The 24,556-nt window shown below is 73.1% G+C and carries 26 protein-coding genes and 1 pseudogene; 18 read left to right on the plus strand and 9 right to left on the minus strand.

Annotation, left to right across the window (positions count from 1 at the left end):
- The first annotated feature begins 94 nt into the window (after positions 1–94).
- Positions 95–727: a MerR family transcriptional regulator gene (locus tag OG393_RS27080; protein WP_327377306.1), complete on the plus strand. Its 633-nt coding sequence runs from the start codon at positions 95–97 to the stop codon at positions 725–727.
- A 191-nt stretch (positions 728–918) separates the two neighbouring features.
- Here the strand turns inward: OG393_RS27080 and OG393_RS27085 are convergent, their stop codons facing one another.
- Positions 919–1,755, minus strand: a complete 837-nt coding sequence (locus OG393_RS27085) for a siderophore-interacting protein (protein ID WP_327377307.1) — start codon at positions 1,753–1,755, stop codon at positions 919–921.
- Between the two features lie 48 nt (positions 1,756–1,803).
- Complete coding sequence (locus OG393_RS27090; protein ID WP_327378564.1) at positions 1,804–2,709, minus strand: 5'-3' exonuclease; 906 nt, start codon at positions 2,707–2,709, stop codon at positions 1,804–1,806.
- A gap of 24 nt (positions 2,710–2,733) precedes the next feature.
- Between OG393_RS27090 and OG393_RS27095 the strand changes: the two genes are divergently transcribed.
- From OG393_RS27095 to OG393_RS27105, 3 genes are all read left to right on the plus strand, one after another.
- Positions 2,734–3,084, plus strand: a complete 351-nt coding sequence (locus OG393_RS27095; protein ID WP_327377308.1) for a hypothetical protein — start codon at positions 2,734–2,736, stop codon at positions 3,082–3,084.
- 170 nt (positions 3,085–3,254) lie between these two features.
- A complete protein-coding gene (locus OG393_RS27100) occupies positions 3,255–3,830 on the plus strand; it encodes a helix-turn-helix domain-containing protein (RefSeq protein ID WP_327377309.1) in 576 nt (191 codons plus the stop codon).
- A complete protein-coding gene (locus OG393_RS27105; RefSeq protein WP_327377310.1) occupies positions 3,827–4,546 on the plus strand; it encodes a helical backbone metal receptor in 720 nt (239 codons plus the stop codon). The genes OG393_RS27100 and OG393_RS27105 overlap by 4 nt, the downstream gene beginning before the upstream one ends.
- Here the strand turns inward: OG393_RS27105 and OG393_RS27110 are convergent.
- The gene (locus OG393_RS27110; protein ID WP_327377311.1) at positions 4,473–5,630 is read right to left on the minus strand and encodes a TDT family transporter; all 1,158 of its coding nucleotides are present in this window, start codon (positions 5,628–5,630) and stop codon (positions 4,473–4,475) included. The genes OG393_RS27105 and OG393_RS27110 overlap by 74 nt on opposite strands.
- 70 nt (positions 5,631–5,700) lie before the next feature.
- On the opposite strand from OG393_RS27110, the gene OG393_RS27115 reads away from it, so the two are divergent.
- On the plus strand, positions 5,701–6,630 hold the full coding sequence (locus OG393_RS27115) for a LysR family transcriptional regulator (protein ID WP_327377312.1): 930 nt from the start codon (positions 5,701–5,703) through the stop codon (positions 6,628–6,630).
- Between the two features lie 91 nt (positions 6,631–6,721).
- Here OG393_RS27115 and OG393_RS27120 read toward each other — a convergent pair whose 3' ends face one another.
- A complete protein-coding gene (locus tag OG393_RS27120; protein WP_327377313.1) occupies positions 6,722–7,339 on the minus strand; it encodes a LysE family translocator in 618 nt (205 codons plus the stop codon).
- A 111-nt stretch (positions 7,340–7,450) separates the two neighbouring features.
- On the opposite strand from OG393_RS27120, the gene OG393_RS27125 reads away from it, so the two are divergent.
- Entirely contained in the window at positions 7,451–7,903 is a 453-nt protein-coding gene (locus OG393_RS27125; protein ID WP_327377314.1) for an Lrp/AsnC family transcriptional regulator, read from the plus strand.
- A 90-nt stretch (positions 7,904–7,993) separates the two neighbouring features.
- On the opposite strand, the gene OG393_RS27130 is transcribed toward OG393_RS27125, so the two are convergent.
- From OG393_RS27130 to OG393_RS27140, 3 genes are all read right to left on the minus strand, one after another.
- Entirely contained in the window at positions 7,994–8,680 is a 687-nt protein-coding gene (locus tag OG393_RS27130; RefSeq protein ID WP_327377315.1) for a gamma-glutamyl-gamma-aminobutyrate hydrolase family protein, read from the minus strand.
- Positions 8,681–8,721: 41 nt separating this feature from the next.
- Positions 8,722–10,170 carry an ethanolamine permease gene (gene eat, locus OG393_RS27135; RefSeq protein WP_327377316.1) on the minus strand — a complete coding sequence of 483 codons (1,449 nt, stop codon included), beginning with the start codon at positions 10,168–10,170 and terminating at the stop codon, positions 8,722–8,724.
- 120 nt (positions 10,171–10,290) lie between these two features.
- Positions 10,291–11,040: a FadR/GntR family transcriptional regulator gene (locus OG393_RS27140; protein WP_442817366.1), complete on the minus strand. Its 750-nt coding sequence runs from the start codon at positions 11,038–11,040 to the stop codon at positions 10,291–10,293.
- Between the two features lie 78 nt (positions 11,041–11,118).
- On the opposite strand from OG393_RS27140, the gene OG393_RS27145 reads away from it, so the two are divergent.
- From OG393_RS27145 to OG393_RS27160, 4 genes and pseudogenes are all read left to right on the plus strand, one after another.
- Positions 11,119–12,489 carry a glutamine synthetase family protein gene (locus tag OG393_RS27145; protein WP_327377317.1) on the plus strand — a complete coding sequence of 457 codons (1,371 nt, stop codon included), beginning with the start codon at positions 11,119–11,121 and terminating at the stop codon, positions 12,487–12,489.
- An 8-nt stretch (positions 12,490–12,497) separates the two neighbouring features.
- Positions 12,498–13,862: an aldehyde dehydrogenase family protein gene (locus OG393_RS27150; RefSeq protein ID WP_327377318.1), complete on the plus strand. Its 1,365-nt coding sequence runs from the start codon at positions 12,498–12,500 to the stop codon at positions 13,860–13,862.
- 5 nt (positions 13,863–13,867) lie between these two features.
- Positions 13,868–14,650: a 3-oxoacyl-ACP reductase gene (locus tag OG393_RS27155; RefSeq protein ID WP_442817367.1), complete on the plus strand. Its 783-nt coding sequence runs from the start codon at positions 13,868–13,870 to the stop codon at positions 14,648–14,650.
- A 93-nt stretch (positions 14,651–14,743) separates the two neighbouring features.
- Positions 14,744–14,839 (plus strand): annotated as a pseudogene (locus OG393_RS27160) (DUF2510 domain-containing protein); the annotation flags it as partial.
- A 184-nt stretch (positions 14,840–15,023) separates the two neighbouring features.
- Here OG393_RS27160 and OG393_RS27165 read toward each other — a convergent pair.
- The gene (locus tag OG393_RS27165; protein ID WP_327377320.1) at positions 15,024–16,226 is read right to left on the minus strand and encodes an amino acid deaminase/aldolase; all 1,203 of its coding nucleotides are present in this window, start codon (positions 16,224–16,226) and stop codon (positions 15,024–15,026) included.
- A gap of 109 nt (positions 16,227–16,335) precedes the next feature.
- On the opposite strand from OG393_RS27165, the gene OG393_RS27170 reads away from it, so the two are divergent.
- The 3 genes from OG393_RS27170 to OG393_RS27180 all read left to right on the plus strand — a co-directional run bounded on the left by OG393_RS27170 (position 16,336) and on the right by OG393_RS27180 (position 19,834).
- On the plus strand, positions 16,336–17,652 hold the full coding sequence (locus OG393_RS27170) for a hypothetical protein (RefSeq protein ID WP_327377321.1): 1,317 nt from the start codon (positions 16,336–16,338) through the stop codon (positions 17,650–17,652).
- On the plus strand, positions 17,649–18,851 hold the full coding sequence (mycP, locus tag OG393_RS27175) for a type VII secretion-associated serine protease mycosin (RefSeq protein WP_327377322.1): 1,203 nt from the start codon (positions 17,649–17,651) through the stop codon (positions 18,849–18,851). The genes OG393_RS27170 and mycP overlap by 4 nt, the downstream gene beginning before the upstream one ends.
- A gap of 248 nt (positions 18,852–19,099) precedes the next feature.
- Complete coding sequence (locus OG393_RS27180) at positions 19,100–19,834, plus strand: SseB family protein (protein ID WP_327377323.1); 735 nt, start codon at positions 19,100–19,102, stop codon at positions 19,832–19,834.
- Between the two features lie 124 nt (positions 19,835–19,958).
- Here OG393_RS27180 and OG393_RS27185 read toward each other — a convergent pair whose 3' ends face one another.
- A complete protein-coding gene (locus OG393_RS27185; protein ID WP_327377324.1) occupies positions 19,959–20,318 on the minus strand; it encodes a DUF1844 domain-containing protein in 360 nt (119 codons plus the stop codon).
- A gap of 353 nt (positions 20,319–20,671) precedes the next feature.
- On the opposite strand from OG393_RS27185, the gene infC reads away from it, so the two are divergent.
- The 5 genes from infC (at position 20,672) to OG393_RS27210 (ending at position 24,495) form a co-directional block, all read left to right on the plus strand.
- Positions 20,672–21,340, plus strand: coding sequence for a translation initiation factor IF-3 (gene infC, locus OG393_RS27190; RefSeq protein ID WP_327377325.1), 669 nt, complete (start codon positions 20,672–20,674; stop codon positions 21,338–21,340).
- 123 nt (positions 21,341–21,463) lie between these two features.
- Positions 21,464–21,658, plus strand: a complete 195-nt coding sequence (gene rpmI, locus OG393_RS27195; RefSeq protein ID WP_019884943.1) for a 50S ribosomal protein L35 — start codon at positions 21,464–21,466, stop codon at positions 21,656–21,658.
- Between the two features lie 105 nt (positions 21,659–21,763).
- The gene (gene rplT / locus OG393_RS27200; RefSeq protein WP_125652405.1) at positions 21,764–22,150 is read left to right on the plus strand and encodes a 50S ribosomal protein L20; all 387 of its coding nucleotides are present in this window, start codon (positions 21,764–21,766) and stop codon (positions 22,148–22,150) included.
- A gap of 261 nt (positions 22,151–22,411) precedes the next feature.
- Positions 22,412–23,251 (plus strand): TrmH family RNA methyltransferase, encoded by an 840-nt coding sequence (locus OG393_RS27205; RefSeq protein ID WP_327377326.1) that lies wholly within the window; start codon positions 22,412–22,414, stop codon positions 23,249–23,251.
- An 83-nt stretch (positions 23,252–23,334) separates the two neighbouring features.
- Entirely contained in the window at positions 23,335–24,495 is a 1,161-nt protein-coding gene (locus OG393_RS27210) for a sensor histidine kinase (protein WP_327377327.1), read from the plus strand.
- Positions 24,496–24,556 lie beyond the last annotated feature (61 nt).

Raw genomic sequence — 24,556 nt, forward strand, 5'->3', positions numbered from 1 at the left:
ATAGTGGTACTCGCTACTATCTGATAGCTCCACTATCTATGATGGGAAGGTCGGTCGGCAAGGCCGGAGCGGGAAGCGGGAAGGTGAATGGACTGTGCGTGTAGGAGAGTTGAGTCGCAGGGCCGGGGTCTCGGTGCCGACGATCAAGTACTACGTACGGGAGGGGCTGCTGCCGGCCGGCCAGTTGACGAGCCCGAACCAGGCTTCGTACGACGAGACGCACGTCAGGCGCCTCCGTTTGATCCGGGCGCTGCTGGACGTGGGCGGACTGTCGGTGGCGGGCATCCGTGAGGTGATCACGGCGATCGAGGACCCCGAACGGCCGGTGCACTCGGTGCTGGGCGAGGCGGCGGACCAGGTCGTGCCGCTCGGCGACGACGACCCGGGGGAGGGTGTCGTCGCCGCGCGCGAGGCGGTGGCCGAACTCGTGGAGAGGTGTGGATGGCACACGTATCCGGACTGCCCCGCGGCGGAGGCCCTGGCGACCGCCCTGGCGGCGCTCGAGGGTGTGGGGCACGGAGGCTTCGCGGAGGTGCTCGACGTGTACGCGGCCGCGGCGGAGCGGGTGGCGGCGGCCGACCTGGAGTACGTCGCGCGCAACGTCGTCCGTGAGGAGCTCGTGGAGAGCGCCGTGGTGGGAACGGTGCTGGGTGACGCGGTGTTCGCCGCGCTGCGCAGGCTCGCGCACATCGACGCGTCGAAGAGGGTCTTCGGTACGGACGTCTGACTCCGGGCGGCGTCCGGGGTGACATGGCGGCCCGCCCCGGACCCCCGGGAGGGGCGCCCCGGGCGCCGTCCCCGCCCGCGGGTGGCCGACGGGAGGCCCGGCGCCGGACCGCTGCGGCGCGCCCGCCGGCCCCCGCCCCGGTCACGGCCCCGGTCACGGGCGGCCGGCCCTGCGGCCCCGGGTCGGTCCGGTCAGGACTCCTGTTCGCGCTCCACGCGGTCGTTCCACTCCCGCTTGATCGCGCGCCATGCCTCGTCCGTCTTGCCCGTGCGCCAGTAGCCCGAGATCGACAGCCGCTCCCGCGGGATTCCGCGTTCCAGGCGCAGGTGCCGCCGCAGGTCCTTCACGAAGCCCGCCTCGCCGTGGACGAAGGCGTGCACGTCACCGGCCGGGAAACCAAGGGTCCGCACCGCTTCCAGCACGGCCTCGCCGGCCGGGCGCGCGCCCCGGTGCAGCCAGGTCACGTCGATCCCGGCGGCCGTGGCGAACTTCTGCTCCTCGCCCGCGTCGGCGACCTCGACGAACGCGTGGACCGTGGACCCCGCGGGCAGGCTCTCCAGGGCGACGGCGATGGCCGGCAGGGCGCTCTCGTCCCCCGCCAGCAGATGCCAGTCCGCGGCCTGGTCCGGCGCGTAGTCGCCCCCCGGGCCCAGGAAGCGCATGATGTCGCCGGGCCGGGCGCCCGCCGCCCACGGACCGGCCAGGCCCTCGTCGCCGTGCACCACGAAGTCCACGGTCAGCTCGCGGTGGACCGCGTCCCAGCCGCGTACCGTGTACGTCCGCGTCGTCGGCCACTGCTCGCGCGGGAACTCCTCGCGGATCCGTTCCATGGAGAACGGCTCCGGGTAGCTCACCCCCTCGGGGGCGAAGAGCAGCTTCACGTAGTGGTCGGTGTACTCGTCCACGTCGAAGGCGGCGAGTCCGTCACCGCCCAGCACCACGCGGACCATGTGCGGGGTGATTCGCTCTGTGCGCACCACCCGTGCCTCGTGCGCCTTCGGTCCCCTGCGCGCCGGCTGCTCTGCCACGACGGTCTCCCCTGACTCCTGGAACTTAGGTTTACCTAAGCTAGCACCTCAGTGGGAGAGGACGCCGAGGAGCCGCCCCACCGCGCCGCCCAGGCCCCATCGGGCCACCAGCTCCTCCAGCGCCGCCGGGTCCCGAGGCGCGCTCGGAAGCCGCGGGTCGAAGTCCGGCAGCGGTACGTCCCCGGCGACCCGCACGACCTTGGGGGCCACGTCCAGATAGGACGCCGCCTCCACGATGCCCCTCCGCTTGGCCGGCGTCAGCCGCGACGTGCGGTCCTCGGCCGCCGCCCGCACTCCCGCCAGGTCGCCGTACTCGGTGATCAGCTGCGCGGCGGTCTTCTCGCCGATGCCCTTGACTCCCGGCAGTCCGTCGCTCGCGTCGCCGCGCAGCGCCGCGAAATCGGCGTACTGGTCGGCCCGCACCCCGTACTTCGTCCTGATCAGCTCTCCGTCGACCAGGTCGCAGTCGCCGACGCCCTTGCGCGGATACAGCACACGCACCCCCCGCGCGTCGTCCACCAGCTGGAAGAGGTCGCGGTCCCCGGTCACGATGTCCACCGGTCCCGCGGCCCGGCCGGCGAGCGTCCCGATGACGTCGTCCGCCTCGTACGGCGCGACCCCGACCCGGGCGATGCCCAGGGCGTCCAGGACGTCCTCGATCACCGGCACCTGCGGGGCGAGCGTGTCCGGGATCTCCTCCTCGTCGGGCCCGGCCGGGGTCTCCTCGGCCACCCGGTGGGCCTTGTACGAGGGGATCAGGTCCACTCGCCACTGTGGGCGCCAGTCGGCGTCCATACAGGCCACCAGGTCCTCCGGGTGGTGGTCCTGGACGAGCCGGGCGATGAAGTCCAGCAGACCGCGCACGGCGTTGACCGGAGTGCCGTCCGGGGCCCTGACCGAGTCCGGCACGCCGAAGTACGCGCGGAAGTAGAGAGAGGCGGTGTCGAGGAGCATCAGGCGTCGCGTCACACCCCGATCATGCCGCACCCCACCGACAGCGGCCCCGCGCCGCCCGCATCGCCCCCGCCTCCGCCGGTGCCCTCATCGCCTCCGCGTCGCCTTCGTCGCCCCGTCGATGCCTGCGTCGTCGCCACCGTCGTCTTCGCGCCGCCGCCCGGCATCCCCCAGGCCGACGGCGAACTCGTAGGGGCGCCCGAGTCGTTCGGCACCGCCCCGCGGTCACGCTGGTGCGCGGGCAACCGCCGCTCGCCCTTCCGGCGGTCGTGGCCGGTGTCGACCGGGCCGAAGTGGGCGTACGGCGAGCGGGATTCGGACCGAGTCCTGCCGGTGTGGGACCCCGGCCCCGCGGGCGGGCTGGAGCCCCAGTAATCGCTCACGGACGGAGAGTTGTCGACTCCGTACCGAAAAGGGGTGGTCGCCGAACGTGTTCGGCGACCACCCCTTTTCGCCACGACGCGAAACCCCGCACCAAAGCTGCGTAAGGTTCAGGTAACCGATCAGTACGCCCGGACGCACGCGACACGAGGGAGGGTGCGGTCATGGACGACAAGGAATCACTCCGCGTGGGCGCGGCCGTCAAGAGGCGCCGACGGGCCCTCCACCTCACCCTGGCCGTCGTGGCCTCGCGCAGCGGGCTGTCCGTGCCGTTCCTCAGCCAGGTCGAGAACGAGCGGGCCCGCCCCAGCATGCGCTCGCTCCAGCTGGTAGCCGAGGCACTGGAGACCACGGCCGCCGATCTGCTCGCCGCCGCGGAGTCGGCGCGCACCGTCGATGTCGTACGGGCCGGGGAGATCCTGGACGACGCGCTGGAGGACGAACCGGGGATCCGGCCCACCGGGGTACGCCCTCTGCTGCGCGGCCGGCACCAGCTGCACGCGCGGGAGTTCACCGGCGAGCGGGACGCGGGCCGTGAGTTCACCCACCGCAACGACGAGTTGCTGTACGTCGCCGACGGCGCCGCCGAGGTCGAGGCCGAAGGGCGGGCGTACCGGCTCGAACGCGGTGACACGCTCTTCGTCTCCGGTGGCGTACGGCACCGGTGGCGCGCCACCGAGCCGGGCACCCGCCTCCTGGTCGTCGCGGTCGCCGAGCACATCGTGGCCGGCGACGCGTGAGGGTCGTCTCGCTGGTCCCCTCGCTCACCGAGGCCGTCGCGGTGAGCGCACCGGGCGTGCTGACGGGCGCCACCGACTGGTGTACCCACCCGCCCGGCCTCGACGTCGCCCGGGTGGGAGGGACCAAGAACCCCGACGTCACCGCGATCACGGCTCTGCGGCCCGGCCTCGTGATCGCCAACGAGGAGGAGAACCGCGCCCCCGACCTCGCCGCGCTGCGCGCGGCCGGGCTGGACGTGCTGGTCACCGAGGTGCGCACGCTGGACCAGGCGTTCCCGGAACTGGACCGGGTGCTGCGGGCCTGTGGTGTGGCGTCCCGCCCCCGCTGGCTGGACGAGGCGGAGGCCGCCTGGCGGGCCGTGGAGCCGGCCGGGCCGCCGCGCACGGCGATCGTCCCGGTCTGGCGCCGTCCCTGGATGGTGCTGGGCCGCGACACCTTCGCCGGTGACCTGCTCGCCCGGCTCGGCGTCCGTCACCTCTACGCGGACCATGCCGAGCGCTACCCGCGCGTCCCCCTCGACGAACTGAACGCCGCCTGTGCCGACCTCGTCGTGTTGCCCGACGAGCCCTACCGGTTCACCGCCGACGACGGCCCCGAGGCATTCCCCGGGACACCGGCCGCGCTGGTGGACGGTCGACTCCTCACCTGGTACGGGCCATCGCTGGCCGAGGCGCCGGCGGCGCTGGGGCGGGCGCTGCGAGCAGCGCGCCGCTGACCAGCCCGCGCACGGTGTGCCGGGCGGCCACCAGCCAGGCCACGACCAGGAGCAGGTACAGGCCGACCGTGAGCCACCGCGCCGCCGCCAGGTCCGTGTGCCGCGCGAGTCCTCCGGCGCCCGTCACGCAGGTCCCGACGGGGAACGTGAAAGCCCACCAGGTCATCGCGAAGCGCATGCCGCGCCGACGCGCCCGCAGCACCATCGCCCCGGCCAGCACCAGCCACAGCAGGGCGAATCCCGTCACCGGCACGCCGTACAGGACGGCGAAGGCCGAGAGACCGTCGGCGTAGGGCGCGGGCAGCACACCCGGGGCGGCGTCGGCGAAGTGGGCCGCGGCGGTGGTCGACTGGCCCAGTGGCCCGAGGACCAGGAAGAGGGTGGGCGTCAGGGCGAGGGGGAGGGGGCCGCCGGTCACGAGACGCCCGAAGACCAGCGGGAGCATCAGGAGGGTGGCCAGCAGGCTCAGGCCGAACAGGGCGTGGCAGGCGATCAGCAGCGACTGCCGTGCCTGCCCGGCGGGCAGATGGGGCAGCAGCAGCGGGCCGAGCGCGGCGGAGACCATCGGTGCCACGACCGGCAGCAGCCACACCGGCGACGCGCCCTCGATCCGGTGGCGCACCACCATGAGGTAGGGCACGGCGACGGCGGCGGCCAGGCCGGTCGCCGTCCCGGCGGTGAACAGGATGGTGTCGACCGCGACGGCGGCGGGCAGCCCGATCCAGTCCCGTCCGACCAGCAGTGTGGCACCGCCGACCGCGAGCAGAGCCATCGACAGACAGCCGTAGAACGGGGCGACGGACGGGTCCAGGAGGTGGGTTCGGGCCTGGTCGCGGTGGTACGCCCAGTGCGCCGCGCGGGCCGCGAGCAGGGCCAGGAGCATCACCAGGGACAGGGACCAGACGGCCGTGCAGGCGGTGCGCAGGCCGGGGACCGCGATGGGGAGGCCGGCTCCCGCGCTTGCCACGATGGCGGTTCCCATCACCGGCGCGTACCACTGGGGGCCGAGGTGACGGACCGGGGCCGCCCGTACGCCGGGGGTGGTGGCGCGGGGGACCGGAGGAGACGGTGCGAGGGTTGCCATGCCCCCACCGTCGTCCGGCTTCCGCCGCCCCACCAGGGATCACCGGGCTATGACGCCATAAGCTGGCTTTATGAGCAGTGAGCCGTCGTCCGTTCCCACCGTCCCGCTGTCCCACCGGGTCCCCGACCTGGGCGCGCTGGAACTGCTCCTGGCCGTCGCCCGTCACGGGAGCCTGGGGCGGGCCGCCCGCGAGGTGGGAATCACCCAGCCCGCCGCGAGCAGCCGGATCCGGTCGATGGAGCGGCAACTCGGCGTGGCACTGGTGGACCGCTCACCTCGGGGCTCGCGGCTCACCGACGCCGGGGCGCTGGTGACGGACTGGGCGCGGCGGATCGTCGAGGCGGCCGAGGCGTTCGACGCGGGGGCGCAGGCCCTGCGCGGCCGGCGGGATTCACGGCTGCGGGTGGCCGCGTCCATGACGATCGCCGAGTACCTGCTGCCGGGGTGGCTGATCGCGCTGCGCGCGGGGCGGCCCGGCACCGCGGTGTCCCTGCTGGCCGGGAACTCGGCGGCGGTCGCCGAACGGCTGCTGACCGACGAGGCGGACCTGGGGTTCGTGGAGGGTCTCGCGGTGCCCGAGGGGCTGGACGGGACGGTCGTCGCCCACGACCGGCTCGCCGTGGTCACCGCGCCCTCCCACCCGTGGGCCCGGCGCCGTGCGCCACTGGACCCCGGCGAACTGGCCGCCACCCCCCTGATCCTGCGGGAACGCGGCTCGGGTACCCGTCAGGTCCTCGACTCGGCGCTCGCGGCCCACGGCGGGCTGGCGCAGCCGCTGCTCGAACTCGCCTCCACCACGGCGGTGAAGGCGGCCGCGGTCAGCGCCGCGGGTCCCGCGGTCCTGAGCGAACTGGCCGTCGCGGAGGAACTCGCCTCGCGCCGCCTGGTCGAGGTCCCGGTCGCCGGCGTCGAGCTGCGCCGTGACCTGCGTGCCGTCTGGCCCGTCGGCCACCGCCCCACCGGCCCGGCACGTGACCTGCTCTCGCTGACCCGCGGCTGAGAGGCTGTCGGGTGGCCCGCGGGCCGGGGCGTGACGGACCGGCCGGAGGGGCCGCCAGGGAGGCCGGTCCTCGTGCGACGACCGGTACCCGTCAGCCGGCCAGGCGCTCCGCCAGCAGGAACCCGCCGATGGCGAGCATCATGACACCCGAGACGCGGGTGACGGCCCTGGCCGCGGAGGGCCGGGTCGTCAGTACCGTGCGGGCGAGGACGCCGACGGCGAGGTAGACCAGGGCGCAGGTGGTCATGTGGAGCGTGCCGAGCAGTCCGGTCTGCGCGGCGACGGGCCAGCCGCCCGTGGGGTCGACGAACTGCGGGAAGAGCGAGAAGTACAGCAGCAGTGCCTTGGGGTTCAGGCCGCTGGTCCCGGCTCCCCTCAGGATGATCCGCCCGCGCGACGGGGCGAGGGGCTCCGCGGGCGTGCCCAGGGCGACGGGGCGGCGCAGGACGTCCCAGCCCAGCCACATCAGATAGGCGGCTCCGGCGACGGTCAGGACGGTGAGCACGGTCCCCGAACTCGCCACGATCACCACCAGGCCGGCCACGGCGAGCAGGGTGTAGCCCGCGTACCCGGCCGTCAGTCCGGCGACGGCCGGGACGACCGACCGGTCGCGCAGACCGGCGGATATCGCATAGGCCCAGTCGGCCCCCGGGGTGAACACCAGCAGCAGGTCCACGGCCAGGAAGGCCGCCAGTGTGGTCGTGTCCACGGATCGATCCCTCTCACGTCGCGCGTTGCGTGAGGAAGGCTAGATGGGATACGTCCGAATGTGTTCCCGTATTTTCCCCAGGTGTGCCAGTCTTGGGGGAGAATCTTCTCTATGGATGCCATGGACCGGAAGATTCTTGCCGAACTCCAGCTGGACGGCCGGCTGACGGTCACCGAGCTGGCCGCCCGCGTGCGGCTGAGTGTCTCGCCCTGCCACCGCCGCCTGCGCGACCTGGAACGCCAAGGGGCGATCCGCGGCTACCGCGCCGTCGTCGACCCGGCCGCCCTCGGTCTCACCTTCGAGGCCCTCGTCTTCGCCACCCTGCGCTGGGAGGACCCCGGCACCGTCGACGCCTTCGAGGAGGCGGTGACGGCCGTGCCGCACGTGCTCCAGGCCCAGCGGCTGTTCGGCGAACCCGACTACCTCCTGCGCGTGGCCACCGCCGACCTGGCGGCCTTCCAGGAGCTGTACGACCAGCGGCTCGCGCGGCTGCCCGGCGTCCAGCGTCTGACGTCCACCCTCGTCATGAAGAACGTCGTCGACGACCGCCCGCTGCCCGAGTAGCGGGCCGGAGGCGACCCGCGGTACGGCTCCACCGGTACGACGCCGCCCGCGCCCGGCGTCCTCAGAGCCTGTCCTCAGGCGTGCGTGTCCTCAGGCGGGTGCGGTCGCCGCCCGGACCAGGCCCTCCATCACGCGCAGGTCCTCGCCCATCTCCGGATGCCACTGGACGCCCAGCGCCCAGGGCGCGTCGGCCGCCTCCACCGCCTCGACCGTGCCGTCCTCCGCGTACGCGGAGGGGATCAGCCCGCGCCCCAGGCGGTCCACCGCCTGGTGGTGATAGGTCGGCACGTCCGTGAGCTCCGGTGCCAGTGAGGCGTAGAGCGTGCCCGGGACCGGTTTCACCGCGTGGCGGCCGATCACGCCGACCGCCTCGACATGGCCGTCCAGGTGCTGGAGCAGGGTCCCGCCGCGCGCCACGTTCAGCAGCTGCATGCCCCGGCAGATGCCGAGCAGGGGGGTTCCCGAGGCCAGCGCCGCCTCGATGAGAGCCAGTTCCCAGGCATCCCTGGCTCGCGCCGGCGGGCCGGTGCGGGGGTCGGCCTCGGCGCCGTACCGTACCGGCTCGACGTCGGCTCCGCCCGCCACCACCAGGCCGTCCAGGCGGGCCACCAGTTCCGCCGCGGTGTCCGGGGGGCCCGGCGGCAGCATCGTCGCGAGGCCGCCGCTCTCCTGGACGAGCCGGGGGTAGGGAGCCGGCAGCAGCGCGGCCCGCATGTCCCACACGCCCCAGCGTGCCTGGTCCAGATAGGTCGTCACGCCGATGAGCGGTTTGGTCACGGGACTTCCTCCGGTCGGAGCGTCGGGGGGATACGGGAGCGTCAGTCGCGTTCGAGTTCGGCCTCGGCCGCCGCCAGCGCCGCGAACTCCTCCTCCGGCGCCTTGGCCACCAGATGATGTCGACTGTAGAACGCGAAGTAGGCGAGGGCGATCACATAGACGCCCAGCGCCATGAGCGCCGCGTCCTGGTCCACCAGGAAGGTCGCCACCAGGGCCGACAGGGCGAGCGCGAAGGCGACGGACGAGGTCACCACACCGCCCGGCGTCCGGTACGGCCGGTGCAGGTCCGGCTCGCGGCGCCGCAGCACGATGTGCGAGAGCGCCATCAGGGCGTACGAGATGGTGGCGCCGAACACGGCGATGTTCAGCATCCGCGCGCCGTTCCCGGTTCCGGCGGCCAGGGCGAAGCCGATCGCCCCGGGGATCAGCAACCCGAGGTACGGCGACTTGCGGCGGCTGGTCAGGGACAGGAACCGGGGCAGGTAGCCCGCCCGGGAGAGCGCGAAGAGCTGCCGGGAACCGGCGTAGATCAGGGAGAAGAAGGAGGCGACCAGTCCGGCGAGACCCGCGTAGTTCACGAAGCGGCTGAGCGCGGTCGGCTCGCCGTCGCCCTGGAGCGCCACCACCAGCGGGTTGCCCGCCTCCTGGATCGCCGCCGCGCCGCGCGACCCGGTCGCGGCGAAGAAGGTCACCACGGCCAGCAGTGCCAGGATGGCCATCGACAGGGCGAGCGCCTTCGGCATCGAGCGGACCGGGTCCTTGGCCTCCTCGGCCGCGAGCGGCACGCCCTCGACCCCGAGGAAGAACCACATGCCGAAGGGGAACGCCGCCCAGATCCCGAGCAGGCCGAACGGCAGCCAGGAGTTCGAGCCGAGCGCCTCGCCGTCGACCGGGATGTCGTTCAGCCCGTCGACGTGGAAGTCGGTGAGCGCGCCGCAGGCGAAGATGACCAGTGCCGCGACCGCGATGGCCGTCACGATCAGGCTGAACCGCAGTGCCTCGCCCACACCCCACAGGTGGATGCCGATGAAGACGACGAAGCAGGCGAGGTAGACCGGCCAGCCCGACTCCAGGCCGAACAGCCCCAGGGATTCGACGTAGTCGCCGATGAAGATGGAGATCGCGGCGGGAGCCAGTACGTACTCGATCAGGATCGCGGTTCCGGTGAGGAAGCCGCCCCAGGTGCCGAGCGCCCTGCGGGCGAACCCGTAGCCGCCGCCCGCCGTGGGGAGGATGGCGGAGAGTTCGGCCAGGGCGAAGACCAGGCAGGCGTACATCGCGCCCATGAGGACGGTGGCGACGGCGAGTCCGCCGAAACCCGCCTTGGACAGGCCGATGTTCCAGCCGGAGAAGTCGCCGGAGACGACATAGGCGACGCCGAGCCCGGTGAGCAGCAGCCAGCCCGCGCTGCCGCGCCGCAGGGCCCTGCGCTCCAGATAGTCGTCCCGCGGCGGCGCGGTGCTGTTCCCGGTGGTGTCTTCGAGGGTCATGGCAGCGTCAGCTCCCGCGTCGAGCCCAATGGATTGGTCCCATACCTTTGCGCTGGGTCGGCGAGAACGCAACCCCCCTGCGTTACTTTCGGGTTACGCGGTCGCCGCCGGGGCGCCCGCTCAGGTCAGGAATCCGCGCAGCAGCGCCGCCGTGCCCCCGCAGTGCTCCCGCATCACCTCGCGCGCCCCGTCCGCGTCGCCGTCGAGCACCGCCTCCACCAGCGCCGTGTGCTGGTGCTGCGAGTGCTCCAGGTTCCGTACGAGCAGGGGGATGCCGTCCAGCAGGTCGTTCACGGTGGCCCGCACGGCCGCGTACTGCGCCGTGAGCGTCGGTGATCCGGACAGCTCGGCCAGCGTGAGGTGCAGCAGGGTGTCCTGGCGCCGGTAGTCGGCCAGCGGTGCGTCATGCGTCGCCGCGAGGGCCGTCCGCAGCCGGGCCGCGCCCTTCTCCGGCAGCCCGTGCGCCGCACACAGTCCCGCCGCCCCCACCTCCAGGACCTCGCGGAAGCGCAGTGTGTCCTCCATGTCGACCGAGGCGATCCGGCGGCGCAGCTCCGCCTCGTCGGCCGTCTGGGGGCGCTGCCGTACGAACGTTCCGCCGTAACGGCCCCGGCGGCTCTCCACCAGCCCCTGCTCCTGGAGGACCTTCAGGACCTCCCTCAGCGTCACCCGGCTGATCCCCATCCGCTCGGCCAGTTCGCGCTCGGCCGGCAGCCGCTCCCCGCCGGGCACCAGGCCCAGCCGGACCACCTGGAGGATCTGCTCCAGCGCCTCCTCGAAGCCGTTGCCCGCCCGGACCGGCCTCAGCACGGGTGTCAGCCGGTCCGGCACGTCCGCGCCCGCCTCCGTCTCGCCACCGATCTTCGCCACGTCGCGGTTTCCCCTTCCCAAGCAATGGTCTTCGGCAATACCTTATGGCTTCCGGATGGCCAAAGGAGGAGTTGTCCCGTGGCAGACCGCAAAGCCCCGCTCTCCGTCGAGGAGCTACGCGCCCTCGTCGGCAGCGGTGAGATCGACACCGTCGTCCTGGCCTTCCCCGACATGCAGGGGCGTCTCCAGGGCAAGCGGTTCGCCGCCCCGTTCTTCCTGACCGACGTGCTCGACCACGGCACCGAGGGCTGCAACTACCTGCTGGCCGTCGACGCCGAGATGAACACGGTCGACGGCTACGCGATGTCCTCCTGGGACAGCGGCTACGGCGACTTCGCCATGCACCCCGACCTCACCACCCTGCGCCGTGTGCCCTGGAACGAGGGTACGGCGATGCTCATGGCCGACCTCGCCTGGAACGACGGCTCGCCCGTCGTCGCCGCGCCCCGACAGATCCTGCGCCGCCAGCTGGAACGGCTCGCCGCACACGGCTACACCGCCCACGTCGGCACGGAGCTGGAGTTCATCGTCTTCAAGGACACCTACGAGCAGGCATGGGACGCGAACTACCGGAACCTGACCCCGGTCAACCAGTACAACATCGACTACTCCGTCCTCGGCACCGGACGCGTCGAACCGCTGCTGCGCCGCATCCGCAACGAGATGGCCGGGGCGGGCCTGACCGTCGAATCCGCCAAGGGCGAGTGCAACCCGGGACAGCACGAGATCGCGTTCAAGTACGACGAGGCCCTCGTCACCTGCGACCAGCACGCCGTCTACAAGACCGGCGCCAAGGAGATCGCCTCCCAGGAGGGCGTCTCGCTCACCTTCATGGCGAAGTACAACGCACGTGAGGGCAACTCCTGCCACATCCACCTCTCGCTCCAGTCCGTCGACGAGCCGGGCCGCAACATGATGGCCGGTGACGGGCCCGGCGGGATGTCGGAGGTGATGCGCCACTTCCTCGCCGGCCAGCTCGCCGCCCTGCGCGACTTCTCCCTTCTCTACGCCCCGAACATCAACTCGTACAAGCGTTTCCAGTCGGGCTCCTTCGCCCCGACCGCCGTCGCCTGGGGCGTGGACAACCGCACCTGCTCCCTGCGCGTCGTCGGTCACGGCCGCTCGATGCGCTTCGAGAACCGCCTCCCCGGAGGAGACGTCAACCCCTACCTCGCGGTCGCCGGACTCGTCGCGGCCGGCCTGTACGGCATCGAGCAGCGACTCGAACTGCCCCCGGCCTGCGACGGCAACGCCTACACCGCCGAGTACGCCCATGTCCCCACCACGTTGCGCGAGGCCGCGGAGCTCTGGGAGACCAGCCCCGTCGCCAAGGCCGCCTTCGGCGACGAGGTCGTCGCGCACTACCGCAACATGGCCCGCGTGGAACTCGACGCGTACGACGCCGCGGTGACCGACTGGGAGCTGCGCCGCTCCTTCGAACGCATGTGAGGAAAGAGTTGCTCCAGGTACTCAACCCGGCGACCGAAGAGGTCGTCGCGACCGTCCCCGCCGCGAGCCGTGCGGACGTCGACGCCGCCGTCGTCCGCGCCGGCGCCGCCCAGCGAGGCTGGGCCGCCGCGTCCCCCGCCGACCGTGCCCGGCTGCTGCGCCGATTCGCCGCAGTCGTCGACGCCCATGTGGAGGAACTGGCCCTGCTGGAGGTCCGCGAGGCGGGCCACACCCTCGGCAACGCCCGCTGGGAGGCGGGGAACGTCCGGGACCTGCTCGACTTCGCCGCGGGAGGGGTCGAGCGCCTCAGCGGCCGGCAGATCCCGGTGGCCGGTGGCCTCGACATCACGATCCTCGAACCCCTCGGTGTCGTCGGCGTCATCGCGCCGTGGAACTTCCCCATGCCGATCGCCGCCTGGGCCCTCGCCCCGGCGCTCGCCGCCGGCAACGCGGTGATCCTCAAGCCCGCCGAGGTCACCCCCCTCACCGCGCTGCGGCTGGCGGAGCTCGCCCTCGACGCCGGCCTGCCCGAAGGACTCCTCCAAGTCCTGCCGGGGGAGGGCGCCGTCGCGGGCGACGCGCTCGTCCGGCACCCCGGGGTCGCCAAGATCGTCTTCACCGGTTCGACCCGGGTGGGCAAGAGCATCATGGCGACGTGTGCGGACCAGGTGAAGCGCGTGACCCTGGAACTCGGTGGCAAGAGCCCGAACATCGTCTTCGCCGACGCCGACGTCGAAGCGGCGGCGGCGGCGACCCCGATGTCCTTCCTCGACAACAGCGGCCAGGACTGCTGCGCCCGCACCCGCCTCCTCGTCCAGCGCTCCGTCTACGACCGGTTCCTGGAACTGCTCGCCCCGGCTGTCGAGGAGATCGTCGTCGGCGACCCGGCCGACGAGCGCACCCGGATGGGACCGCTGATCTCCCGGGCCCAGCTGGAACGGGTGCGTGCCTACGTCCCCGACTCCCTCCCCGGCATCCGGGGCAAGGCTCCCGAGGGACCCGGCTTCTGGTTCCCGCCGACCGTCCTGACCGGCGTCGCCGAGGACGCGCCCTGTGCCGTGGAAGAGGTCTTCGGCCCGGTCGCCGTCGTGCTGCCGTTCGAGGACGAGGCCGACGCCGTCCGCCTCGCCAACGCCACCGAGTACGGGCTGTCCGGATCGATCTGGACCCGTGACGTGGGCCGCGCCGTCCGCGTCTCCCGCGCCGTCCGGGCCGGCAACCTCTCCGTCAACTCCCATTCCAGCGTCCGCTACTGGACTCCCTTCGGCGGCTACAAGCAGTCCGGCCTCGGCCGGGAGCTCGGCCCCGACGCCCTGACCGCCTTCACCGAGACCAAGAACGTCTTCATCAGCACGGAAAGCACGGAGGCATGACTCACATGACCGACTCGATCGTCTGTCGCCGCCTCGTCGGCCGCACCGCCGTCATCACCGGAGCCGGCAGCGGCATCGGCCTCGCCACCGCACGCCGCCTGGCCTCCGAAGGCGCCCATGTCGTCTGCGGCGACATCGACGAGACCGCGGGAAAGGCCGCCGCGGAGGAGGTCGGCGGCACCTTCGTCCGGGTCGACGTCACCGACCCCGAGCAGGTCGAGGCGCTGTTCAAGACGGCCTTCGACACCTACGGCTCCGTCGACATCGCCTTCAACAACGCCGGAATCTCGCCCCCCGACGACGACTCCATCCTCACCACCGGCCTGGAGGCGTGGAAGCGCGTCCAGGACGTCAACCTCACCTCCGTCTACCTCTGCTGCAAGGCCGCCCTGCCCTACATGCGGCGCCAGGGCCGCGGTTCCATCATCAACACGGCCTCCTTCGTCGCCGTCATGGGCGCCGCCACGAGCCAGATCTCCTACACCGCCTCCAAGGGCGGCGTGCTCGCCATGTCCCGTGAACTGGGGGTCCAGTTCGCCCGCGACGGTATCCGCGTCAACGCGCTCTGCCCGGGGCCCGTCAACACCCCCCTCCTCCAGGAGCTGTTCGCCAAGGACCCGGAGCGCGCCGCCCGCCGTCTGGTGCACATCCCCGTCGGCCGGTTCGCCGAGGCCGAGGAGATCGCCGCGGCCGTGGCCTTCCTGGCCAGCGACGACTCCTCCTTCGTCAACGCCACCGACTTCCTCGTCGACGGCGGGATCTCCGGCGCCTACGTGACCCCCCTGTAGGCCCCCGCGGCCGGGACACACCAGCGCGCCGACCGGCCGGCGGGGAGTCCGTGTACGGCTCACCAACCCGCGCTCCAGGCTGCGCGGACGGCCATGACGACTCCGCCCGGCTGGTACCCGGACCCGGCTCTGCCCACCGTCGAACGCTCGTGGGACGGCACGTCCTGGACCGCGCACACCCGCGCGGCGGGGCCGACGGCGGTGGGGCCCGCGGCCGCCTCGCCGCCGCCCGCCGGGCGTCGCCGGGCCCTCCTGTGGAGCGCGGCGGCGACGCTGACGGCGCCCCAGGGAGCGAAGGGAGCCCCGCTCCCGTCCCGTTCCTCCCGCTTCCGGTCCTGCCGCCCCGTCGCCGGACCGCCGCGCCGCCGGACGGTCAGAGAAAGGTGCGCCCCTCACCCCGGTAGGTGGGCACGGTCGCCGCGATCCGGTCGCCCTCCACCAGCCGCAGGCTGTCGAAGCGTTCGCACAGTTCGCCTGCCTTCGCGTGCCGGAACCACACCTTGTCGCCGATCAGGAGATCGTCCGCGGCGGAACCGAGCAGCGGCGTCTGCACCTCGCCCGGCCCCTCCTGGGGCTCGTAGCGCAGGCCCTCCGGCAGGTAGGGGACGGGCAGCCGGTCCCGTCCGGCGGCGCCGGACGCGGGATAGCCGCCGCCGAGCACGGTCACCACGCCGACGCCGGGGCGGCGCACCACCGGCTGGGCGAACAGGGCCGCCGGGCGCCCGGTGAAGGACGTGTAGTGGTCGAAGAGCCGCGGCATGTACAAGCCGGACCCGGCCGCGATCTCCGTCACCGCGTCCTCGGCGGCCGTGTGCTGCACGCTGCCCGTGCCGCCCCCGTTGACGAACTCCAGATCCGGTGCCACCGCCCGGACGGCGCGGACCACGGCGGCACGCCGGGTCGCGAGCTCCCTGCGGGCCGCGGACTGCATCAGGCGGACCGCGCGCGAACGCAGCGGCCGACCGGCGACGTCGTCTCCCACACCGGCGACGTGCCCCTCGTACGCCATGACGCCGACCAGCCGGAAGCCCGGCCGCCGCACCACCGACCGTGCCAGCTCCGCCAGCTGGGCGGGCTCGCGCAGAGGGGAACGCCGGGAACCGACCCTGACCCGCCCGCCGAGCAGCCGGAGCGAGGTGTCGAGCTCCAGACAGACCCGGACCTCCTCGGAACCGCCCGCACGCGCCTGGTCGACGAGGTCCAGCTGCGCCGGGTCGTCGACCATCACGGTCACGGCCGCCGCCAGTTTGGGATCGGAGGTCAGCTCGCCGAAGGCGGCGCGGTCGGCGGAGGGATAGGCGAGGAGCACGTCCTCGAACCCGGCCCGGACCAGCCAGAGCGATTCGGCCAGTGTGAACGACATGATCCCGGCGAAGCCCTCGCGAGCCAGCACCCGCTCCAGGAGCGCACGGCACCGTACGGACTTGCTCGCGACCCGGATCGGCTTGCCTCCGGCCCGGCGTACCAGGTCGTCGGCGTTGGAGTCGAACGCCTCCAGGTCGACGATCGCCACGGGCGCGTCGAGTGCGGCGGTGGCCCGGTCGTACCGGGCCCGGTCGGCGGCACGGGGAGTCATGGCCCGAGCTTGCCAGACCGGGTTGCGGAGAGGTAGCCCCTGGGTTCCCATCCCGGAGGGAACAGCCCGTAGAGTGACCGGCATTGCCGGTACGACCAGGGGGGTGGGGATGACGACCGACTCACACCATCCCGCGTCCCGCATCACCGACGCGCTGCTTCCCGCCCCGCTCCCGCCCGCCGGTGCCCCCCGCGTCCCCGCGAGCGCCACGCCCGCCCTCCAGACCCCGGCCGCCCCGGGCCTCGTGCGCCCCCGCGCGGCGGATGTCCGGGAGTCCGCTCCGGCAGGGGCCGGTACGACGGAACCGCGCCCGGACGCCGGCCCCGGCGCCGACGGCTCGCGCCCCCGGACGCGCCCGCTGACCGGCGGTGAGCAGAGCCCGCCACCGCGCCCCGGACAGCCGGCCCCCGTCCCGCCCCGGCCCGCCGCACCGCCCGCGGCGGCTCCGCCCCCCGTAGCTCCGGCTCCCGCCGACGAGACGACCACCCGGCTGCGCCGTGTGCGTGCCGCCGACGCCACGAGCCCACACGGGCGGGCGTACCCACGGCCCACGCCCGCCGCGCCGCCCGGCGGCGCCTTCGGCGCCCGTCCCGAGCAGGCATACGGCACCTACGGCGCGTACCGCCCGTATGCCGCGCCCCCCGAGTCGCCCGGCGAGACCACCACGCGTCTGCGCCCGGTACGGGAACGCCGTACCGGCCGTACCGTCGCCGCCGGGGCGTGCCTCGTGCTCGGGCTCGGACTCGTCGGCGGAGCCGTCGCCGGAGCGGTGCTCGCCGCCACCGACGCCGTGAGGCCGGAGGAGCCCGCCGGCTTCGCCGAGGCGAGGACGCTGTGGCACAGCGTCCCCGTCGACACCCTCTTCCCCCGCAGCCTCCCCGGCCCCGGAGCGGGACCCGGCGGCGCCGCCCGTACCTGGACCCGCGTCGTCGTGGCGCCCGACGCCCCCTGCTCGACGGCCGTCCTGTCCGCAAGCCTGCTCACCGCCCTGCGGCCCGTCGGCTGCGACCGCGTCGTCCGCGCCACGTACACCGACGCCACCGCCACCAGCGTCATCACTGTCGGACTGGTCTTCACCCAGGCGGACCCCGCCGCCATGCGCACCCTCGGCCCTGGGCTCGGAGCGGACGTCCCCCCCGCCTTGTCCGGAGCGGACACCGTCGCCGCCCGGTTCGGCGACGGACAGCGCGCCAGCTGGTGGACCCACCCCCTGCCCGACCTGCCCGTCGTCGTGTACTCCGTCTCCGGCTTCGCCGACGGCCGCCGCGTCCCCACCCCCCAGCCCGCCGACCAGGCCATGGCCGACGAGCAGACGACCGCTCCCGCCGAGGCGGGACTGGGCCACGAGGCCAAGGGAGTCGCCGACGGCGTCGAAGGCGGACTGCGCGCGGCGGTCGCCGCGGCGGCCGGGGGGAACACCCGGTGACCCGTCGCCGACCGGGGCTCCACGCCCTCACCGCCGCTCTCCTCGCGAGCGCCTTCACCGTCCTTCCCGCGACCACCACGCCGGCGTTCGCGGACACCATCCGCGCCCGCCAGTGGGGTCTGGAGGCCCTGCACACCGCCGACGCCTGGCGTACGACGCAGGGCGAGGGCATCACCGTCGCCGTCCTCGACACCGGGGTCGACGCCGAACACCCCGACCTCGAGGGTTCCGTCCTGCCCGGCACCGACCTGATCGGATTCGGCGCCGAACGCGGCGACCGCGCATGGGCTCGCCACGGCACCGCCATGGCCGGCATCATCGCCGGCCACGGGCACGGACCCGGCGGCGAGGACGGTGTCCTCGGCATCGCCCCCCGGGTGAGCGTGCTGCCCGTCCGGGTCATCCTCGAAGGCACCGACAAAGCCCGGGAGAAGGCCCGCAAGAGCCGGGGCACGGCCCTGGCCGAGGGCATCCGCTGGGCGGTGGACCACGGAGCCGACGTCATCAACCTCTCCCTCGGCGACGACTCCAAGTCGGCCCATCCCGAGTCCGGCGAGGACGCCGCCGTCCAGTACGCCCTCGCCAAGGGCGTCTCCGTCGTGGCGTCGGCCGGCAACGGCGGTGAGAAGGGCGACCACATCTCGTACCCCGCGGCCTACCCGGGGGTGATAGCCGTCACCGCCGTCGACCGGTTCGGCACCCACGCGTCCTTCTCCACCAGCCGCTGGTACGCCACCGTGAGTGCCCCGGGCGTCGACATCGTCATCGCCGACCCCGACCGCCGCTACTACGAGGGCTGGGGCACCAGCGCCGCCGCCGCCTTCGTCTCCGGCGCCGTCGCCCTCGTCCGCTCCGCCCACCCCGACCTGACGCCCGCCCAGGTCAAGCGGTTGCTCGTCGACACCGCGCGGAACAGCCCGAAGGGCGGCCGGAGCGACGCGAAGGGGTACGGCACCGTCGACCCGGCCGCCGCCATCGAGGCCGGAGCCCGGCTCGCCGGCGCGGACCCGAAGGACGCCTCGGCCGGATACGCGGGGCGGTACTTCGGGCCCGGCCCCCGGCCGACGGGCGACGAGGGGCACCCGGTCGGACTGCTCGCTCCCGCCGCCGGCGGCCTCGGGGCCCTGCTGCTCGCTCTCGCGGTGGTCCTGTGGCGCGGACGCCTCGCCGGCCCCCGCCCGCCCCGCTCGTTCCTCTGAGAGCCTGTCGGGTGGCCTCTGACCGGGCGGTCACGGCCGGGCACGCACGTTGCCGGCGTCGCCGGGATGTCCGGTGGCTCCGCTACAGAGGCATTCCGGCGCCTTGGCATCGCACGCACCAGACCGCGTCCGCCGGTCGGCCGATGGCCACCCGACAGGCTCTGACGCGCCGCGGCTGCGAGCCCGCCGCGGGAGCCCCGGCCGACCCGCGGGGAAACCCGGCGCCCCGCGCCGGTTAGGCTCGTCGGGTGGCGCTCAAGAACATTCCCGACCCCGGCTTCTCCGACGACGACGGCACCGCCGATCCCGAACTCACCGCGGCCCTCGCGGCCTGGGCGGAGGACCCGACCGCACACGGTCCCGTCCTCACGGCGCTGCGGACGGCGCGCCTGCTCGTGCCCGTCGTGGCCGTCCTCGGCGAGGCCGAGGAGGACCCGGAGACGGGTCTGCGCCGTGAGAAGACCAGCGACATGGCGGTGCCGACGCTCACCGCCGGTGACCGGCGCGCCCTGCCCGCCTTCACCTCGACCGACACGCTCGCGCGGTGGGACCCGGCCGCCCGCCCCGTCGCCGTGCCCTTGCGCCAGGCGCTCCAGGCCGCCGCGCACGAGAACGCGGACACCGTGGTCCTCGATCTCGCGGGACCGGTGCCGTACCAGCTCAGCGGACCGGCGCTGCTGGCCCTCGCGGAGGGCCGTGCCAGCGCGGCCCCGCTGGACGACCCGGCGGTGCGCGAGGCGGTACGGGCCGCCGTCGCGGCCGAGCCGGCGGTTCTGCGGGCTCACCTCGGGCCCGGCAACGCCGACGGGACGCTCGCCCTGGTCCTGGCGGGCGACACCGCTCCAGCGGAGGCCGCCCAGCGCGTGGCCCGTGCCCTGGCCGCCGACGAGACGCTGAGGGCCCGCCTGGTGCGCGGCCTCGACCTGGCACTGCTGCCGGTCTCGGCGACGCCTCCGGGCGAGCCCTTCTACGTCAGGGAATGAACGGTGGCGCTCGCCGGGGCGGACATCGCGACAGTGCGAAGGCCGCCTGGCGCGGCACCAGCAGGGCGTGTTGCGGAAGTAGCTCCGTCCGCCCGGAGGCCAGGAGGGACTTTCACAACACGTCCTAGCCGTAGACGGGACCGGTGTACTTCTCGCCCGGACCCTGGCCCGGCTCGTCGGGGATGACCGAGGCCTCGCGGAAGGCCAGCTGGAGGGACTTCAGGCCGTCCCGCAGCGGCGCCGCGTGGAAGGAACTGATCTCCGTGGCACCGGCGTCCAGCAGGCCCGCGAGGGCGTGCACCAGCTTGCGGGCCTCGTCGAGGTCCTTGTGGGCCTCGCCGTCCTCGGTCAGCCCGAGCTTGACGGCCGCGGCGCTCATCAGGTTGACCGCGACGGTCACGATGACCTCGACGGCGGGGACCTCCGCGATGTCACGGGTCATCTCGTCGAAGCCGGGGGAGTCGGTGGGGGGCGTTTCGCTCATGCCCACACGATAAGCCGGTGCGCCGCTTGCCCTTCGCGTGGTCCTCGGTTAGCAAACCGTCGCGGGCGGTGCTAACCTTGTGTAACGACCGGCCGGACATCTATGTGCCCGGCCCACAAGTGGAGGCTCCGCTCTCCCACCTGGCCGCCCTCAGGGCGGCGGGTCACCGGTCAGGCGGCGCCCATCGTTCCGTACGGACGATGGAAGCCGCCCGATGTGCGCCCCGCGGTTGACCGCGGCGGTGCTCCGGTATTTCCATGGAGCCCCGCCTGTGTCCCGTCCGGGGCATTTTTCATGTACCGGCGCGGTTGGTCACTTGAAACAGACGTTACGCGTCCGTCCGCCAGACGGTCGTGTGGTGCTACCGAGGAGGATCCATCAGCGCCGAGCCCCGCATCAACGACCGGATTCGCGTTCCCGAGGTGCGACTTGTCGGTCCCAGCGGCGAGCAGGTCGGGATTGTTCCGCTTGCCAAGGCCCTGGAGCTGGCACAGGAGTACGACCTCGACCTGGTAGAGGTCGCGGCGAACGCCCGTCCGCCCGTGTGCAAGCTCATGGACTACGGAAAGTTCAAGTACGAATCGGCCATGAAGGCCCGTGAGGCGCGCAAGAACCAGGCGCACACGGTCATCAAGGAGATGAAGCTCCGGCCGAAGATCGACCCGCACGACTATGACACCAAGAAGGGTCACGTCGTCCGGTTCCTCAAGCAGGGCGACAAGGTCAAGATCACGATCATGTTCCGTGGTCGTGAGCAGTCCCGCCCCGAGCTCGGTTTCCGGCTGCTGCAGCGGCTGGCTTCGGACGTCGAGGAGCTTGGCTTCATCGAGTCCAACCCGAAGCAGGACGGCCGGAACATGATCATGGTTCTCGGCCCGCACAAGAAGAAGACCGAGGCCATGGCCGAGGCGCGTGAGGCCCAGGCCGCACGCAAGGCGGAGCGGCAGGGCACCACGCCCGACGAGACGGCTCCGGCCGCCGAGGCTCCGGCCGACGCGCCGGTCGAGAACCCCGAGGCGTGACCTGAGGGGCTGCCCTCCAGGCGGCCCCGGGCCCCGCCCGGAACCACCAAACGAAGATCTGACGCTCCCGGTTGTCCGGTGCCCGCACCGGGGGAGTGCCACTGACGAGGAGATTACGGCGCGATGCCGAAGAACAAGACGCACTCCGGTGCCAAGAAGCGCTTCAAGATCACCGGCTCCGGCAAGGTGCTGCGCGAGCGCGCCGGCAAGCGCCACCTGCTCGAGCACAAGTCGTCCAAGCTGACGCGTCGCCTTACCGGCAACGCCGAGATGGCCCCGGGCGACGCGGCCAAGATCAAGAAGATGCTGGGCATCTGACTGATCTCCGGTTCTCGGTGACCGAGAACCTCCGGCCCAGTCCGGGCCCCATTCGTTTCCGGGTCGTGTGAGTCCAACCACGGCCCCGCTACAAGGAGTTAACAAGTGGCACGCGTCAAGCGGGCAGTCAACGCCCACAAGAAGCGCCGGGCGATCCTCGAGGCGGCCTCCGGCTACCGCGGGCAGCGCTCGCGCCTGTACCGCAAGGCCAAGGAGCAGGTCACCCACTCCCTGGTCTACAACTACAACGACCGCAAGAAGCGCAAGGGCGACTTCCGTCAGCTGTGGATCCAGCGCATCAACGCCGCTGCCCGCCAGAACGGCATGACGTACAACCGCCTCATCCAGGGTCTGAAGGCCGCCAACATCGAGGTGGACCGCAAGATCCTCGCGGAGCTGGCCGTCAACGACGCCAACGCGTTCGCGGCGCTGGTCGAGGTCGCGCAGAAGGCGCTGCCGGCCGACGTCAACGCCCCGAAGGCCGCTGCCTGACCATCCAGGCCGCAGATCTTCCGCACCGGACCCGCAGCCCTTCCGGCCTGCGGGTCCGGTCGCGTCCGGAGCATGGCGGGGCACCGGTCCGGTGAGGACCCGGCAGCGGCGTGGGCCGTCGCGGCGCGCCCCCGGCCACGGGTACGACGGCCGGGCCACGCGCCCCTGGACGGCCCTCCCGCCCGGCTCCCGAAGCCCGCACCCGGCCCGCCCGCCTCTCGCCTTCCACCGCCCCGGACCCCGAAAGAAGCCGCACACCCCATGGGTACCCCCGAGCTGATCTCCCCGCGTTCGCCGCGCGTCGTCGCCGCCCGCCGGCTCTCCAAGCGCAACTTCCGGGGCAAGGACCGCCTCTTCATCGCCGAGGGACCGCAGGCCGTCCGCGAGGCCGTGGCGCACCGTGCCGGTGACGACGCGCCCACCCTCGTCGAACTCTTCACCACCGTCGAGGCCGCCGAGCGTCACGCCGAGATCGTGGAAGCGGCCCGCGCGTCCGGAGCCCGCGTGCACCACGCCTCCGACGCCGTCCTCGCCGAGGTGTCCCAGACCGTGACCCCGCAGGGCCTGGTCGGCGTCTGCCGCTTCCTCGACTCGCCCTTCGAGGAGATCCTCGCCGCCCGACCCAGGCTCGTCGCCGTCCTCGCCCACGTCCGCGACCCCGGGAACGCCGGCACCGTGCTGCGCTGTGCCGACGCCGCCGGCGCCGACGCCGTCGTCCTCACCGATGCCTCCGTCGACCTGTACAACCCCAAGTCCGTCCGTGCCTCCGTCGGTTCGCTGTTCCACCTCCCGGTCGCCGTCGGTGTCCCGGTCGAACAGGCCGTGGCCGGACTGAAGGCGGCGGGAGTGCGCGTCCTGGCCGCCGACGGGGCGGGCCGGAACGACCTGGACGACGAACTGGACGCCGGCACCATGGGCGGCCCTACCGCCTGGGTCTTCGGCAACGAGGCATGGGGTCTGCCGGAGGAGACCCGGGCGCTGGCGGACGCGGTGGTGCGCGTGCCGATCCACGGCAAGGCCGAGAGCCTCAACCTCGCGACGGCCGCCGCCGTGTGCCTCTACGCCTCCGCGCGGGCCCAGCGCACCCGAACCATCGCCTGAGGGGGGTCCATCCGGCCACCTCCACCTAGTAGGGTGACGGGCTCGGGGGCCCACTGCGCTACACAGAGGGGTGGGGAACGGGGATGACGGTCGGCACGGACAGTCCCGCACACGCACAGAGCGCCCCGACGCGTGCCCCGGGGGAACCGGGAAAGCCCGCCGACGAAGGGGCGTGCCCCGGTGCACGGGACCTCGTCGGCATCGACCCCGACGACCTTCCCGACGGCCTCGTCATCGCCGACGAGACGGGACGGGTCGTCTGCTTCAACGCCGCCGCCGCCCGCATCGCCGCGGTGCCCGGCCCTCAGGCCCTCGGCCTTCCGCTGGAGCGGGCCCTGCCGTTGGAGGACCTCAAGGGCCGCCGCTGGTGGCCCCTCACCGACCCGTACGGCGGCCTCGCCACCCGCAGCGGCCAGCCCGAACGCAACCTGTTGCTGCCCGGTGGCCGTGAGGTCCTCGTCTCCGCGCGCTACGTCCGCGAGCACCCCACCGGGCCGGTCCGCCGCGTGGTCGTGAGCCTGCGCGGCACCGAGGCCCGCCGCCGCACCGAACGCAGCCACGCCGAGCTGATCGCCACCGTCGCCCACGAACTCCGCTCCCCGCTGACCTCCGTCAAGGGGTTCACGGCGACCCTGCTGGCCAAGTGGGAGCGTTTCACCGACGCCCAGAAGCGCCTGATGCTGGAGACCGTCGACGCCGACGCGGGCCGCATCACCCGGCTCATCGCCGAACTGCTCGACATCTCCCGGATCGACTCCGGGCGGCTGGAGGTGCGCCGCCAACCCGTGGACATCGCCGCCGCCGTCGGCCGCCACATCCAGGTCCACACGACCGGCGGCCAGTCGCCCGACCGGTTCTTCGTCCGCGTACGGCCGGGGCTGCCCGATCTCTGGGCCGATCCGGACAAGGTGGACCAGGTCCTCGGCAACCTGCTGGAAAATGCCGTGCGGCACGGTGAGGGAACCGTCACCATCGAGGTGGCACCCGCCCTGCTCGAAGACGACGAGAAAGGCACGGCAGTCACCGTGAGCGACGAAGGCCCTGGCATCCCCGAGGAGTCGATGGGCCGTGTCTTCACCCGCTTCTGGCGGGGGAGCAAGCGCGGTGGCACCGGTCTCGGCCTGTACATCGTCAAGGGCATCGTCGAGGCCCACGGTGGGACGATCACCGTCGGACGCGGCCCGCGGGGCGGCGCCGAGTTTCGATTTATCCTGCCCGTCGGCACCCCGGCCTATCTCGTCTGACGAGATCATCAGCCGTCCGGGCGGCCCACGGGCTCATCCGCGTCCTCGCACCCCGTTAGAC

Source organism: Streptomyces sp. NBC_01216, from assembly GCF_035994945.1.
Lineage (GTDB): Bacteria > Actinomycetota > Actinomycetes > Streptomycetales > Streptomycetaceae > Streptomyces.